This is a genomic window from Variovorax paradoxus EPS (genome assembly GCF_000184745.1).
GTDB lineage: Bacteria > Pseudomonadota > Gammaproteobacteria > Burkholderiales > Burkholderiaceae_C > Variovorax > Variovorax paradoxus_C.
Window position 1 is genome coordinate 4732917 of record NC_014931.1, and the last position, 13512, is coordinate 4746428.

13 protein-coding genes are annotated in these 13512 nt (G+C 65.2%); 8 read left to right on the forward strand and 5 right to left on the reverse strand.

What is annotated here, in order from left to right:
• The first annotated feature begins 114 nt into the window (after nt 1-114).
• Complete coding sequence (locus VARPA_RS21790; protein ID WP_013542749.1) at nt 115-1041, forward strand: alpha/beta fold hydrolase; 927 nt, start codon at nt 115-117, stop codon at nt 1039-1041.
• Here VARPA_RS21790 and VARPA_RS21795 read toward each other — a convergent pair.
• Nucleotides 1038-1736 carry an aspartate/glutamate racemase family protein gene (locus VARPA_RS21795; RefSeq protein WP_013542750.1) on the reverse strand — a complete coding sequence of 233 codons (699 nt, stop codon included), beginning with the start codon at nt 1734-1736 and terminating at the stop codon, nt 1038-1040. The two genes, VARPA_RS21790 and VARPA_RS21795, sit on opposite strands and share 4 nt — an antisense overlap.
• 152 nt (nt 1737-1888) lie before the next feature.
• Here VARPA_RS21795 and VARPA_RS31720 point away from each other — a divergent pair, with 152 nt between their 5' ends.
• The gene (locus VARPA_RS31720; protein ID WP_041942992.1) at nt 1889-2092 is read left to right on the forward strand and encodes a hypothetical protein; all 204 of its coding nucleotides are present in this window, start codon (nt 1889-1891) and stop codon (nt 2090-2092) included.
• Nucleotides 2089-3444 carry an LLM class flavin-dependent oxidoreductase gene (locus VARPA_RS21805; protein ID WP_013542751.1) on the forward strand — a complete coding sequence of 452 codons (1356 nt, stop codon included), beginning with the start codon at nt 2089-2091 and terminating at the stop codon, nt 3442-3444. The genes VARPA_RS31720 and VARPA_RS21805 overlap by 4 nt, the downstream gene beginning before the upstream one ends.
• 226 nt (nt 3445-3670) lie before the next feature.
• On the opposite strand, the gene VARPA_RS21810 is transcribed toward VARPA_RS21805, so the two are convergent.
• The 4 genes from VARPA_RS21810 to VARPA_RS21825 are packed head-to-tail and all read right to left on the reverse strand — an operon-like array spanning nt 3671 to nt 6441.
• Nucleotides 3671-4024, reverse strand: coding sequence for a hypothetical protein (locus VARPA_RS21810; RefSeq protein ID WP_013542752.1), 354 nt, complete (start codon nt 4022-4024; stop codon nt 3671-3673).
• 24 nt (nt 4025-4048) lie between these two features.
• Complete coding sequence (locus VARPA_RS21815) at nt 4049-4870, reverse strand: MetQ/NlpA family ABC transporter substrate-binding protein (RefSeq protein WP_013542753.1); 822 nt, start codon at nt 4868-4870, stop codon at nt 4049-4051.
• 43 nt (nt 4871-4913) lie between these two features.
• Nucleotides 4914-5576 carry a methionine ABC transporter permease gene (locus VARPA_RS21820; RefSeq protein WP_013542754.1) on the reverse strand — a complete coding sequence of 221 codons (663 nt, stop codon included), beginning with the start codon at nt 5574-5576 and terminating at the stop codon, nt 4914-4916.
• Entirely contained in the window at nt 5569-6441 is an 873-nt protein-coding gene (locus VARPA_RS21825) for a methionine ABC transporter ATP-binding protein (RefSeq protein ID WP_013542755.1), read from the reverse strand. The genes VARPA_RS21820 and VARPA_RS21825 overlap by 8 nt, the downstream gene beginning before the upstream one ends.
• A gap of 236 nt (nt 6442-6677) precedes the next feature.
• Here VARPA_RS21825 and VARPA_RS21830 point away from each other — a divergent pair, with 236 nt between their 5' ends.
• The 5 genes from VARPA_RS21830 (at nt 6678) to VARPA_RS21850 (ending at nt 13493) form a co-directional block, all read left to right on the forward strand.
• The gene (locus VARPA_RS21830) at nt 6678-7493 is read left to right on the forward strand and encodes a MetQ/NlpA family ABC transporter substrate-binding protein (RefSeq protein WP_013542756.1); all 816 of its coding nucleotides are present in this window, start codon (nt 6678-6680) and stop codon (nt 7491-7493) included.
• Nucleotides 7494-7930: 437 nt separating this feature from the next.
• Nucleotides 7931-9035 (forward strand): peptide chain release factor 2 gene (gene prfB / locus VARPA_RS21835; RefSeq protein WP_013542757.1). Its coding sequence is split into 2 segments (ribosomal slippage): nt 7931-8011 and nt 8013-9035, totalling 1104 coding nucleotides; the frame shifts between segments, so codons are not numbered across the junction.
• 5 nt (nt 9036-9040) lie between these two features.
• The gene (locus VARPA_RS21840) at nt 9041-9727 is read left to right on the forward strand and encodes an HAD family hydrolase (RefSeq protein WP_013542758.1); all 687 of its coding nucleotides are present in this window, start codon (nt 9041-9043) and stop codon (nt 9725-9727) included.
• A complete protein-coding gene (pepN, locus tag VARPA_RS21845) occupies nt 9714-12419 on the forward strand; it encodes an aminopeptidase N (protein ID WP_013542759.1) in 2706 nt (901 codons plus the stop codon). Before VARPA_RS21840 ends, pepN begins: the two co-directional genes overlap by 14 nt.
• Before the next feature lie 54 nt (nt 12420-12473).
• Entirely contained in the window at nt 12474-13493 is a 1020-nt protein-coding gene (locus VARPA_RS21850; RefSeq protein ID WP_013542760.1) for a class 1 fructose-bisphosphatase, read from the forward strand.
• Nucleotides 13494-13512 lie beyond the last annotated feature (19 nt).

A 13512-nucleotide genomic window follows, 5' to 3' on the forward strand; every position in this document is an offset into this window, starting at 1 on the left:
CCCCGCAACGCGCTGACCGCGCGGCCAAAGCCCGAGCGGCAGTTGCCCGCGGCCGTCCGCACCTGTCGTCTGCCGGACTGCCCGAAAGCGCCCCGCTCCTTATCATCGGCGCCCATGTACCAAGCCCTCCGTCCCTCGCGCAGCGAATTCGTGCCCGTGCGCAACCTCAGCTACCACGTGCGCCTCTGGGGCCAGCCCTCGGCCGAACGCCCGCCGCTGGTGCTGGTGCACGGATGGATGGACGTCGCCGCCTCGTGGCAGTTCGTCGTCGATGCGCTGGCCGAAGACCGCTTCATCATCGCCCCCGACTGGCGCGGATTCGGCCTCACCGACGGCGGCGGCGTCGACAACTACTGGCTCGCCGACTACCTCGCCGATCTCGAATGGCTGCTCGACCACTACGCAGGCGAAGGCGACGACGCCCGCCCGGTCGACCTCGTCGGCCACAGCATGGGCGGCAACGTCGCGATGCACTACGCGGGCGTGCGACCCGCGCGCATCCGCCGCCTCGTCAACCTCGAAGGTTTCGGCATGCCCGCGCGCAAGCCCGACGAAGCGCCCGCGCGCTACGGCCAATGGATCGACGAACTCAAGGGCCTGCACCGCGGCGAGAAGGCGCTCGCCGGCTACTCGGCCGTGGACGGCGTGGCCCGCCGCCTCATGAAGACCAACCCGCGCCTCTCTCAAGACAAGGCCGACTGGCTCGCCAGCCACTGGTCGGCCGGGCAGCTTCAGCCCGACGGCAACACGCGCTGGCAGATCCTCGGCGATGCGGCGCACAAGATCGTCAATGCGCACATCTTCCGCGTCGATGAAACCCTCGCGCTCTATGCACGCATCACCGCGCCGACGCTGATGGTCGAGGCCTCCGACGACAGCCTGCAGGGCTGGTGGAAGAACCGCTACACGCTCGATGAATTCCACGAGCGCCTGAAGTCCGTGCCCTCGGTGCGCATCGAGCGGCTCGACGACGCGGGCCACATGCTGCACCACGACCAGCCGCAGCGCGTGGCGCGGATGATCGAAGACTTCCTGGCCTAGTTTTTCTGCGCGGCCCGGCGCAATGCCGCACGCGCCAGCAGCCGCGTCGAATCCAGCGTCTGCAGCGGCGAATTCGCGTCGCTCATGATCAGCGGAATCTCGGTGCAGCCGAGCACCACGGCATCGCAGCCTTCCTCGTCCTTCATGCGCTGCATCACGCGCTGGAAGGTGGCCACGGCCTCGGGCTTGAAGACGCCGTAGACCAGCTCTTCCATGATGATCCGCGCGATCTCGTCGCGCTCCTCGATGGTGGGGCGAACGTATGCCAGGCCGCGGGCCGAGAGCTTCTCGGGATACACCTCGCTGTCGGTCAGCCAGCGCGTGCCCGTGATGCCGATGCGCCTGAAGCCGCGCTGCACCGCCTCTTCAGCGACGCACTCCGCAATATGCAGCCAGGGCAGCGGCGAGCGCCCTTCGATAAACGGCAGCGCCTGGTGAATGGTGTTGTCCGGGCAGACCAGGAAATCCGCGCCGATCTTCGCGAGCTTGTGCGCCGAGGCGAGCATCACTTCGCCCACGCCGTGCCAGTCGTCGCGGTAGATGTGTTCCATGTAGTCCGACAGGGAGGGCGTGTGCATCGAGACCTCGGGATGCGCATGCGGCCCGAGGAATTTCGCGCCCTCCACGCAGATCGTCTGGTAGCAAAGCGATGCGCCTTCGGCGGAGCAGCCGACGATTCCGATGTGCTGGGTCATGGCGGCATCCTACAAAAGGCGCGGATCGACGTCATCGCCCTCCCCTCCGATATCCGCCGGCCGGATATCCAAGCGCGCAAATCTTCGTTCGCGCGACAGGCACCGCCGCCTAGAGTGCGCGACTCCTGTTGCCGTCTCCCGGAGTTGTCGCCATGCCTTCCTTTTCGCGCGCGCCCTCGTGGCTGCGCCGCCTCGCGCCGCTGTCCGGCGGCCTCGCACTGAGCCTGCTTCTTCACATCTGCGCGAAGTTCGCGAAAGACATCGTGGCCGCCTACCAGTCGCCCGAGTTCCAGAAGTTCTTCAAGGCCAACCCGGTGTGGGCGGGCTACCGGATGCCGGATTACTTCAACCAATGAGCGACGACAACAAGGGCGCTCCGCGCAGGCAACTGCACCTCAACGTCAACATCCTGCATTCGGGATTCGTGCCCTCTGCCTGGCGCCTGCCGGAGAGCGACCCGTGGGCATTCGCCGACATCCAGCACTACATCCGAACCGCGCAGATCGCGGAAGCGGCCAAGCTCGATGCGATCTTTCTTGCGGACAACGCGGCGATCGTGGACCAGATCCACTTCCGCCCGATCACCGCGCTGGAGCCCACCATCCTGCTGGCCTGCGTGGCCGCGGCGACGACGCACATCGGCCTGATCGCCACCGCCTCCACCAGCTACAACGAGCCCTACAACATCGCGCGCCGTTTCTCCACGCTCGACCACGTGAGCAACGGCCGCGCGGGCTGGAACATGGTGACCACGGCCGACCTGCCCTCGGCCCGCAACTTCGGCCTGGACACCACGCCCGACCACACGAAGCGCTACGCCCGCGCCTCGGAGTTCGCCGGCATCGTGAAGGCGCTGTGGGACAGCTGGGAAGACGACGCCTTCGTCGGCGACAAGGCCAGTGGCAGCTTCATCGACCCAACCAAGGTGCATGCGATTGCGCACCGCGGCGAGCACTTCGCGGTGCAGGGGCCGCTGAACCTGCCACGTGCGCCGCAGGGGCATCCGGTGCTGGTGCAGGCCGGCGCTTCGGCCGATGGACGCGAACTTGCATCGCGCCACGCGGAAGCCGTGTTCTCGGCTTCGCAGTCCTTTGAAGAATCGCTGGCCTACGCACGCGCCCTCAAGACTCGCGCCGCCGAATTGGGCCGCGGCCCCGATGCGGTGAAAGTGCTCGCCGGCCTCACCACCATCGTGGGCGGCACCGAGGCCGAAGCGCGCCGACGCCGAGACGAACTGGTCGACCTGATCCCGTGGGACTACAGCCTCACGCGCTTGGCCGGCACGCTGGGCATCACGCCCGATCGCCTGAAGCTGGACGAGCGCCTGCCCGACAACCTGCCGCTCCCGGGCAATGGCAACGGCAACCACACGTTTTTCAACGCGGTGGTCGCGGCCGGACGCACGCATGGCTACACGGTGCGCCAGCTGATCCGCGAACTCGCGGGCGGCGGCGGGCATCGCGTGATCGTGGGCACGCCCGAGCAGATCGCCGACGACATCGAGCACTGGTTCAAGGGCGGTGCGGCGGACGGGTTCAACCTGATGCCCGATGCGCTGCCGCACGGGCTGCAGGACTTTGTCGATGGCGTGGTGCCGATCCTGCAGAAGCGCGGGCTCTTCCGAACCGAGTACGAAGGGCGCACGCTGCGCGATCACCTCGGGCTGGCGCGGCCTGGTGGGCGAGCGGCGCAGCGGCTGGCGGCCTGAAACGTGACCTTGGACAAGAACCGTTCGGGCTGAGCTTGTCGAAGCCTTGCGCCCACCGAGAACAGCCCTTCGACAGGCTCAGGGCGAGCGGTGTAAAGGATTGATTCGCGGCTTCACGATTCAAATCACCCCAACAACCGTTCGGGCTGAGCTTGTCGAAGCCTTGCGCGGCGCTTCGACAAGCTCAGCGTGAACGGTTCCTGGGAATGTTCGGCATGAGTTGGCATCAGTCTTCGTCGGTTGCGTTGCCGGTCAGGGACAGCACTTCCTCAACAAAGGCCTCGAACAGCGGCAGCGCAGCAGGCAGACCGTCGAGAGTTTCCGCCTCCCCAGCATCGAAGAAATGCAGCTGGTCGGAGGGAATGGAAACCCACTCGCCCCCTTCGAACAACAACCCCAGATACCCATCCGCAGTGGGCAGATAGAACAACCCCGCCCCTTCGAGCGCGCGCTGCCCCTTCTTCGCCTTGCCCCGCCCCCAACTCACGCCCTGCTTCGCAAGATGCTCGGTGATCCATCCGTCGCACACATGCGTGTCGCGCCAGTTGGCTTGGGCATCGAATACGGCGAGCACGGGCATGGGGCGTCCTTTGTCGAGGTTGGATTACTGCAGGAAGCTGGGCTTGGCGTAGCCCTGGAACTTGGTATCGACCACCGTCTTGAATTCCTTCGAGTGGTAAGCCTCGACGATGTCCTTGGCCCAGGCCGAGTTCTTGTCGCCGGTCTTCACCGCGACCACATTGAGGTAGTAGTCGGGCGTCTTCTCCAGCACCACGGCTTCGCTGAGCTTCAGGCCCGACGAGATCGCGAAGTTGCCGTTGACGATGGCGTACTCGGTGTCGCCCAGCGAACGCGGCAGTTGCGCGGCTTCGAGCGGAATGAACTTGAGCTTCTTCGGGTTCTCGGCCACGTCTTTTTCAGACGCACGGATCGGGTCCACGCCGGCCTTGATGGTGATGAGCTTGTTCTGCTCCAGCAGCACCAGCGCGCGCGCCAGGTTGCTCGGGTCGTTCGGGAGCGTCACGCGGTCGCCCTCTTTCACGTCGGCCAGCGTCTTGCGCTTGGTCGAGTACACACCCAGCGGCGCGATCGGGCCCTGCACCAGTTCGGCGAGGTCCAGCTTCTGGTCGGCCGAGAACTTCTTCAGGTAGACCTGATGCTGGAAGAAATTGGCGTCGAGCGAGCCCTGAGCGAGCGCGAGGTTGGGCTGCACGTAGTCGTTGAACTCGACCAGCTTCACCTTGTAGCCCTTCTTCTCGAGGATGGGGACGATGCCGACCTTCAGTTGGTCGATGTTCGAGCCGGCGGTGCCGCCGATCACGAGGTTCTTCTTGGCGTCTTGCGCCTGCGCGAGCGACAGGCCGCCGAACGACAGCGCGACGAGGGAAACGGCGAGGACGGAGCGGCGCAGCAATGCGGTTTTCATGGAATGAGCAACAGGAGAAAAGAGAAAGGGAGAACGAAGGAAATCAACGCTTGTCCAGCCTGCGTGCCGTGGTGTTCCCCACGAATTGCAGGATCTGTACCAGCACCACGAGCAGCGCCACGGTGAGCACCATCACGTCGGTCTGGAAGCGGTAGTAGCCGTAGCGGATCGCCAGGTCGCCGATGCCGCCGCCGCCCACCACGCCGGCAATCGCCGAGTACGAGAGAAAGCTCACCGCCAGCACCGTGAGCGCGAGCACCAGGCCCGAGCGCGCCTCGACCACCAGCACGCGCCAGACGATCTGCAGTTCCGAGGCGCCCATGGCATGCGCCGCCTCGATCACGCCGCGCGGCACTTCGCGCAGGCACTGGTCCACCAGGCGCGCGAAGTACGGAATGGCCGCGAACGACAGCGGCACCGCGGCCGCCAGCGGCCCGATGGAGGTGCCCGCGATGATTCGCGTGAACGGCACCAGCGCCACCAGCAGGATGATGAAAGGGAAGGAGCGGACGGTGTTCACGATCCAGTTGAGGATGAGGAACGCCGGCTTGTTCTCCAGCGACTGCCCCGGCCCCAGCAGGAACAGCAGGATGCCCAGCGGCCCGCCGATCAGCACAGCAGCCGAAAGGCCGATGGCCAGCATCATGAAAGTCTGGCCCGTGGCGGTCCAGAGCTCGGGAAGGATGGGAGTGATGTTTTCAAACATAGGCCACCTCCTCGGCATTGCGCGCGGCGGATGCGGAACGCGGCTCGACCGGCAGGCGTGCCTCGCGCTCGCGGCGGCGCACCAGTTCGTCGATCTCGCGGCCCAGCGCGGTCTTGCGCTCTTCGCTCGGCGCATCGACGGCGAACTGCTCGACCAGCCGGCCCTTTTCAAGGATCGCCACGTTGCGGCACAGCACCTCGACCACCGAGAGTTCGTGCGTGACGATCACGATGGTCACGCCGATCTTCTGGTTGATGTCGCGCAGCGTTTCGAGCAGCGAACGGGTTGTTTCGGTGTCGAGCGCCGAGGTGGGCTCGTCGCACAGCAGCACCTGCGGACGCGGTGCGAGGGCGCGGGCGATGGCCACGCGCTGCTTCTGGCCGCCGGAGAGCTGGGCCGGGTAGGTGTCGATCTTCTCGGCGAGGCCCACGAGGTCGAGGCATTCGCGCACCCGGGTGTTGATCTCGGCCTTGGAGTGGCGGCCGTGGATCTTCAGCGGGAAGGCCACGTTGTCGAACACCGTTGCGTTCTGCAGCAGGTTGAACTGCTGAAAGATCATGCCGATGTTCTGGCGCGTGTCGCGCAGCTCGCGGCGCGAGAGCGTGGTGAGGTCGCGCCCGCCGACGAGCACACGGCCCGCATCGGGCCGCTCCAGCAGGTTGATGAGGCGCAGCAGCGTCGACTTGCCGGCGCCGCTCTTGCCGATCAGGCCGAACACGTCGCCCTGGTGGATGTCGAGCGAGAGCGATTGCACGGCGTCGAACACCTCGCCGCTGGGCAAGGCAAAGGACTTCTGCACCGATTGAAGACGGATGACCGGCTGCTCCGCGTCGCCGCGGGCCGTATCAGGCGAATGGTTGGTCATGGAGAGGAGGCGCAGCCAGCGTGAAAGCCGGTCGCGGAGTTCGCAAAAAGGTGCCGAGTATGTAAACAACCGCCCCAAAAGGGAACGAACAAATCGGCGCTTGCTTATGCATGAAAACGCATAAGCATTTCAAAACGCCTGCCGCGAGCGCCATAACGATATGCGGATTGGTTCGTTCCCAAATCCGTGCGGCAGTGCCACATTCGCGCCTTCATTTTTGATTCGCGCACAACAACATGCACAGCACTTTCCGCCGCCGCACCCTGGCACTTGCCGCTTTGGCCACCGCTCTTTTCGCCGGCAGCACCGCCTTCGCGCAGGACAACAAGAACACGCTCAAGGTCGGCGTCTCCGTCGGCAACGGCGAGCAGATCTTCGAAGTGGTGAAAAAGGTCGCCGCCAGGGACGGCCTGAACATCCAGGTCGTGGTGTTCAACGACTACCAGCTGCCCAATGCGGCACTGGCCTCGGGTGATCTGGACGCCAACGCCTTCCAGCATCAGCCCTTTCTCGACAACCAGAACAAGGCGCGCGGCTTCGACATCGTGCCCGTGGGCCTGACCATCACCGCGCCGCTGGGCTTCTACTCGCGCAAGATCAAGTCCATCGACCAACTGCCGGACGGCGCTTCGGTCGGCATTCAGAACGATCCGTCGAACGGCAACCGCGCGTTGCTGCTGCTGCAACAGGCCGGCCTCATCACGCTGAAGCCCGAGGCGGTGAAGAACAACAACGCCACGCCGCTGGACGTTGTGACGAACCCCAAGAAGCTCAAGCTCGTGGCGCTCGATGCGGCGCAGCTGCCGCGCTCGCTCGATGACCTGACCATCGCCTCGATCAACAACGACTACGCGGAGAAGGCGGGCCTGTCGCTGAACAAGGATGCAGTGATCAAGGAAGCGCCAAAGAGCCCCTACGCCAACCTGATCGCCGTGCGCCGTGCGGACAAGGACAAGCCGTGGGCCAAGCGCCTGGTGGCGGCTTATCAGTCGCCGGAGGTGAAGAGCTTCATCGAGACGCAGTTCAAGGGGTCGCTGGTTCCGGCGTTCTGATCGACACGTAGATTCCCCAGCCCCCTGTGTGCGCGACGTGCCCAGGGGGCTTTTTGCTTTTTGGTGAATTCAGAGAGAACCGGAACCCGAACCGGAAAATCGGTGTGCGACCAGTCTCGATAACTCGTTGATCGGCAAAGCCTTTTGGCTTGGCGCAAGCGGAAACTCAACCGGAATTCAGACCGGTAGCTCGAAGGTGAAATGCGAAGAACGAGGATCGCGCTCTGCCTTTGACTTGCTCCCTCCCCTCCCGGGGGAGGGGAGGGGTGGGGGCACGCGGCCTCGAACACTGTCGCGGCATTGAAGCCGCCGGCCCCCATCCCCACCTTCCCCCAGAGGGGAAAGGCGCAATACCGGGCCTCTCCAAAGCCGGTTTCCCGAGCGTGAGAAAATGCCGGGTTCCCCCGAACACCAACCTCACACAGTCAGGACACCCCATGGACGCAGAACAGATCAACCAAATCGGCGCAATGCTCGCGGACCTGAGCGTCCGTACGGTCGATTTACGGAGGTATCTTTGACTACGATGCCAAAGCTGAACGACTGAGGACAGTCAACGCATCGCTCGAAGACCCGAACGTCTGGAACGACCCGAAGAAGGCCCAGGAACTGGGCCGGGAAAAGAAGTCGCTCGACGACGTGGTCGTCACGCTCGACCGGCTCACCAATGGCCTGTCGGACAACTCCGAGCTCTTCGAGATGTCGAAGGAAGAAGGCGACATGGATGGCCTCCAGTCCATCTCCGATGACGCCGCCACGCTCGAAGCCGACATCAAGCAGCTCGAATTCCGCCGGATGTTCAACAACCCGGCCGATCCGCTGAACGCCTTTGTCGACATCCAGGCCGGCGCCGGCGGCACCGAGGCTTGCGACTGGGCCAGCATGCTGCTGCGCCAGTACCTCAAGTACGCCGAGCGCAAGGGCTTCAAGACGCAGATCGAAGACGAAACACCCGGCGACACCGCCGGCATCAAGGGCGCGACCATCAAGGTCGAGGGCGACTACGCCTTCGGCTTGCTGCGCACCGAAACCGGCGTGCACCGCCTGGTGCGGAAGTCCCCGTTCGACTCCTCGGGCGGCCGCCACACCAGCTTCGCATCGATCTTCGTGTACCCGGAAATCGACGATTCGATCGAGATCGACATCAACCCTTCCGACGTGCGCACCGACACCTTCCGTGCCTCGGGCGCGGGCGGCCAGCACATCAACAAGACCGACTCGGCCGTGCGCCTGACGCACATTCCGACCGGCATCGTGGTGCAGTGCCAGGACGGCCGCAGCCAGCACAGCAACCGCGACGTGGCGTGGAAGCGCCTGCGTTCGCGCCTGTACGACCACGAGATGCGCAAGCGCCAGGAAGAGCAGCAAAAGCTGGAAGACAGCAAGACCGACGTGGGCTGGGGCCATCAGATCCGCAGCTACGTGCTGGACAACAGCCGCATCAAGGACCTGCGCACCAACGTCGAAGTCTCGGCCACGCAGAAGGTGCTCGATGGCGATCTCGATGTGTTCATCGAAGCCTCTTTGAAGCAAGGCGTGTAAACCCAATGAGCTTGACGCACGGGAAGGTCGAAGCCTTCATCTTCGACATGGACGGCACCATGATCGAGTCCATGCCCTGGCATGCGCGCTCGTGGGTGGAGTTCGTGGCGCGCCACGGGCTGAAGCTGGACGTGAGCGACATCCTCGCGCGCACCACGGGCCGCACCGGCGTGGAATGCATGCACGAGCTGTTCGAGCGCAAGCTCTCCGACGACGAAGCCCAGGCCATGGTGCACGAGAAGGAAGAGATCTACCGCGAGCTCTTCCATGACAAGTTCGAAGAGGTCGCGGGCTTCACCGCCTTCGCCAAGGCCGCCGTTGCGCGCGGCCTCAAGGTGGCGGTGGGCACGGCGGGCGACAAGCACAACATCGAGTTCGCGATGTCGCGCCTGAAGATGGACCCGCTGCCGCTCGCCATCGTCGGTGGCGACGAAGGCTTCAGCGGCAAGCCGACGCCTGCCATCTTCCTGGAAGCCGCGCGCCGCATCGGCGTAGCGCCCGAGCGCTGCATCGTCTTCGAAGACGCGCCCTTCGGCATCGAAGCCGCCCGCCGCGGCGGCATGCGTGCCGTGGCCGTGTGCAGCACCCATACCGCCGCCGAGTTGGCCGGCCCCCATGTGATTGCCGCGGTTCGTGACTACAACGAACTCGCCCATTCGAATTTTCTGGAGACACTCGATGATGCTGCGTGATGCCCAAGGGCAACCCATTGCCATTCGCCGCGAAGACTATGCGGCGCCCGGCTACTGGATCGACACCGTCGACCTCACCTTCGACCTCGACCCCGCCAAGACCCGCGTGCTCAACCGCATGCGCCTTCGCCGCAACCCCGATGCGCCGATCCAGCCGCTGCGCCTCGACGGCGACGAGCTCAACCTCGCGCGTGTGCTCGTCAACGGCCAGGGCGCCTCGTTCCGCATGGAGGGCGACCAGCTCGTCATCGACGGCCTGCCCTACGCGGAAGAAGGCGACTTCGAGCTCGAGATCTTCACCACCTGCTGCCCCATCAAGAACACCAAGCTGATGGGCCTGTTCGTGAGCGAAGACACCTTCTTCACGCAGTGCGAGGCCGAGGGCTTTCGCCGCATCACCTACTTTCTGGACCGCCCGGATGTGATGTCGACCTACACCGTCACGCTGCGCGCCGCCAAGGCCGCGTACCCGGTGCTGCTGTCGAACGGCAACCTCGTCGAGCAGGGCGACCTGCCCGAGGGCCGCCACTTCGCGAAATGGGTCGACCCGTTCCGCAAGCCCAGCTACCTCTTCGCGCTCGTGGCCGGCAAGCTGGTGGCGCGCGAGCAGCGCATTACCGCGCGCAACGGCAAGGAACATTTGCTGCAGGTGTACGTGCGCGCCGGCGACCTCGACAAGACCGAGCACGCGATGAATTCGCTCATCAACTCCGTGCTGTGGGACGAGGCTCGCTTCGGCCTGCCGCTGGACCTCGACCGCTTCATGATCGTTGCCACCAGCGACTTCAACATGGGCGCGATGGAGAACAAGGGCCTGAACATCTTCAACACGAAGTACGTTCTGGCCAACCAGGCCACCGCCACCGATGCGGACTACAGCAACATCGAAAGCGTGGTCGGCCACGAGTACTTTCACAACTGGAGCGGCGACCGCGTGACCTGCCGCGACTGGTTCCAGCTCTCGCTGAAGGAAGGCCTCACCGTCTTCCGCGACCAGGAGTTCAGCCAGGACCTGTGCGCCGATGCGTCGGCCCGCGCGGTGAAGCGCATCGAAGACGTGCGCGTTCTGCGCACCGCCCAGTTCCCCGAAGACGCCGGCCCCATGGCCCACCCGGTGCGGCCCGACAGCTACATCGAGATCAGCAACTTCTACACCGTCACCATTTACGAAAAGGGTGCCGAGGTCGTTCGCATGATGCAGACGCTGGTCGGCCGCAAGGGCTTCGAGGCGGGTATCACCCTCTACTTCGAACGCCACGACGGCCACGCCGTGACCTGCGACGACTTCGCGCAGGCCATTGCCGATGCCAACCCCGAATCGGAACTCGCGCGCCTGTTGCCCCAGTTCAAGCGCTGGTACAGCCAGGCCGGCACGCCCCGCCTTGCGGCACACGGCGTGTACGACGCGCAGAACCGCAGCTACACGCTGAGCGTGGTGCAAAGCTGCCCGCCCACGCCGGGCCAGCCGACGAAGGAGCCCTTCGTCATTCCGCTGAACATCGGCCTGCTCGATGCCAACGGGCGCGAACTGCCGATCCAGCTCGAAGGCGAAAGCGATGTGACGCGCGGCACCCGCACCGTCGTGCTCTCGCGCGCCGGCGAGCAGCTCACCTTCGTGGGCCTCGATGCCGAGCCCGTGCCGTCGATCCTGCGTGGCTTCAGCGCGCCGGTGATCCTCGACTTCGACTACACCGACGCCCAGCTGCTCACCCTGCTGGCCAACGACCCCGACCCGTTCAACCGCTGGGAAGCCGGCCAGCGCCTGGGCCTGCGCGCCGCGCTGCAGGGCATTGCGGCCCTGGCGACCGACACCACCCCGGTGCTGAACGACGCCTACATCGACGCCATGCGCAGCGTGCTGCGCAACCCGCAACTCGACGCCGCCTTCAAGGAGCTGGTGCTCACGCTGCCGTCGGAAACCTACATCGCCGAGCAGCTCGACGTGGTCGATCCGCAGCGCGTGCACCTCGTGCGCGAAGCCATGCGCGCCCAGCTCGCCACCGCCCTCTTCGCCGACTGGGAGCAGGTGTACGAAGAGAACCACGACACCGGCGCCTACACGCCCGACCCGACCTCCTCGGGCCGCCGTGCGCTGGCCGGCATGGCGCTCAACTTCCTGTGCCTGGCGGCGCGCGCCTCGGGCGACACCGTGTGGCCCGGCAAGACGCTGCAGCGCTTCAAGGACGCGGGCAACATGACCGACCGCTTCAACGCGCTCAACGCGCTCGTGTCGTCGGGCCACACGCTCGCGGCGCAGGCGCTCGCGCGGTTCCACGCCATCTTCAAGGACGAGGCGCTGGTCATCGACAAGTGGTTCTCGCTGCAGGCTGGCGCCAGCGACCGCGGCGGCGACATCCTGCCGCTGGTCAAGCAGTTGATGAAGCACCCGGACTTCTCGCTCAAGAACCCGAACCGCGCGCGCAGCGTGATCTTCAGCTACTGCAGCGCGAACCCCGGCGCCTTCCACCGCCCCGACGCGGCCGGCTATGTGTTCTGGAGCGACCGCGTGATCGAGCTGGACGCCATCAACCCGCAGGTGGCCGCACGCCTGGCGCGCTCGCTCGACCGCTGGAGCAAGCTGGCCGAGCCGTACCGCAGCGCCGCGCGCGAAGCGATTGCGCGCGTGGCCGCGAAGCCGGACCTGAGCAAGGACACCCACGAAGTCGTTACCCGCGCGCTCGCCGGTAACTGATCAAGCACCAAGCTAGCCAACCAGCAAGCAGACAAGCAAGGAACACAGAAGCACATGGCTCAACAACAGCAGAAGATCTCCCTCACCCGCTACCTCGTCGAACAACAGCGCGCCGACGGCCTCATTCCCGGCCAGTTGCGCCTGCTGCTCGAAGTGGTGGCCCGTGCGTGCAAGAGCATCAGCCAGGCCGTCAACAAGGGCGCGCTGGGCGGTGTGCTCGGCACGGCCGAGAGCGAGAACGTGCAGGGCGAGATCCAGAAGAAGCTGGACATCATCGCCAACGAAGTGCTCATCGAGGCCAACGAATGGGGCGGCCACCTCGCGGCCATGGCCAGCGAGGAAATGGACAGCATCTACGTGGTGCCCAACCGCTACCCGCAGGGCGAATACCTGTTGATGTTCGACCCGCTGGACGGCAGCAGCAACATCGACGTGAACGTGAGCATCGGCACCATCTTCAGCGTGCTCAAGAAGCCCGACGACACCCCCGGCGTGCAGGAGGCCGACTTTCTGCAGGCCGGCACGCAACAGGTGGCCGCGGGCTACTGCATCTACGGCCCGCAGACCACGCTGGTGCTCACCGTGGGCAACGGCGTGGACATGTTCACGCTCGACCGCGAGCAAGGCAGCTTCGTGCTGACGCAGCAAGACATCCAGATTCCGGCGGATACAAAAGAATTCGCGATCAACATGAGCAACATGCGCCACTGGGACGAGCCCATGAAGCGCTACATCGACGAGTGCCTGGCCGGCAAGGAAGGCCCGCGCGGCAAGGACTTCAACATGCGCTGGATTGCCAGCATGGTGGCCGACGTGCACCGCATCCTGATGCGCGGCGGCGTGTTCATGTACCCGTGGGACAAGCGCGAGCCCGAGAAGGCCGGCAAGCTGCGGCTGATGTACGAGGCCAACCCGATGAGCTGGCTGGTCGAACAGGCCGGCGGCGCGGCCACCAACGGCAAGCAGCGCATCCTGGACCTGAAGCCCACCAAGCTGCACGAGCGGGTGAGCGTGATGTTGGGTTCGCGTAACGAAGTTGAGCGTTTGACCCAGTACCACGCCGAAAAGGCCTGATGAGGTGGCTATAATCTGA

Coding starts and splice junctions, on each gene's coding strand:
- VARPA_RS21790 (WP_013542749.1), top strand. CDS start 115: ATGTACCAAGCCCTCCGTCCCTCGCGCAGCGAATTCGTGCCCGTGCGC.
- VARPA_RS21795 (WP_013542750.1), bottom strand. CDS start 1,736: ATGACCCAGCACATCGGAATCGTCGGCTGCTCCGCCGAAGGCGCATCG.
- VARPA_RS31720 (WP_041942992.1), top strand. CDS start 1,889: ATGCCTTCCTTTTCGCGCGCGCCCTCGTGGCTGCGCCGCCTCGCGCCG.
- VARPA_RS21805 (WP_013542751.1), top strand. CDS start 2,089: ATGAGCGACGACAACAAGGGCGCTCCGCGCAGGCAACTGCACCTCAAC.
- VARPA_RS21810 (WP_013542752.1), bottom strand. CDS start 4,024: ATGCCCGTGCTCGCCGTATTCGATGCCCAAGCCAACTGGCGCGACACG.
- VARPA_RS21815 (WP_013542753.1), bottom strand. CDS start 4,870: ATGAAAACCGCATTGCTGCGCCGCTCCGTCCTCGCCGTTTCCCTCGTC.
- VARPA_RS21820 (WP_013542754.1), bottom strand. CDS start 5,576: ATGTTTGAAAACATCACTCCCATCCTTCCCGAGCTCTGGACCGCCACG.
- VARPA_RS21825 (WP_013542755.1), bottom strand. CDS start 6,441: ATGACCAACCATTCGCCTGATACGGCCCGCGGCGACGCGGAGCAGCCG.
- VARPA_RS21830 (WP_013542756.1), top strand. CDS start 6,678: ATGCACAGCACTTTCCGCCGCCGCACCCTGGCACTTGCCGCTTTGGCC.
- VARPA_RS21840 (WP_013542758.1), top strand. CDS start 9,041: ATGAGCTTGACGCACGGGAAGGTCGAAGCCTTCATCTTCGACATGGAC.
- pepN (WP_013542759.1), top strand. CDS start 9,714: ATGATGCTGCGTGATGCCCAAGGGCAACCCATTGCCATTCGCCGCGAA.
- VARPA_RS21850 (WP_013542760.1), top strand. CDS start 12,474: ATGGCTCAACAACAGCAGAAGATCTCCCTCACCCGCTACCTCGTCGAA.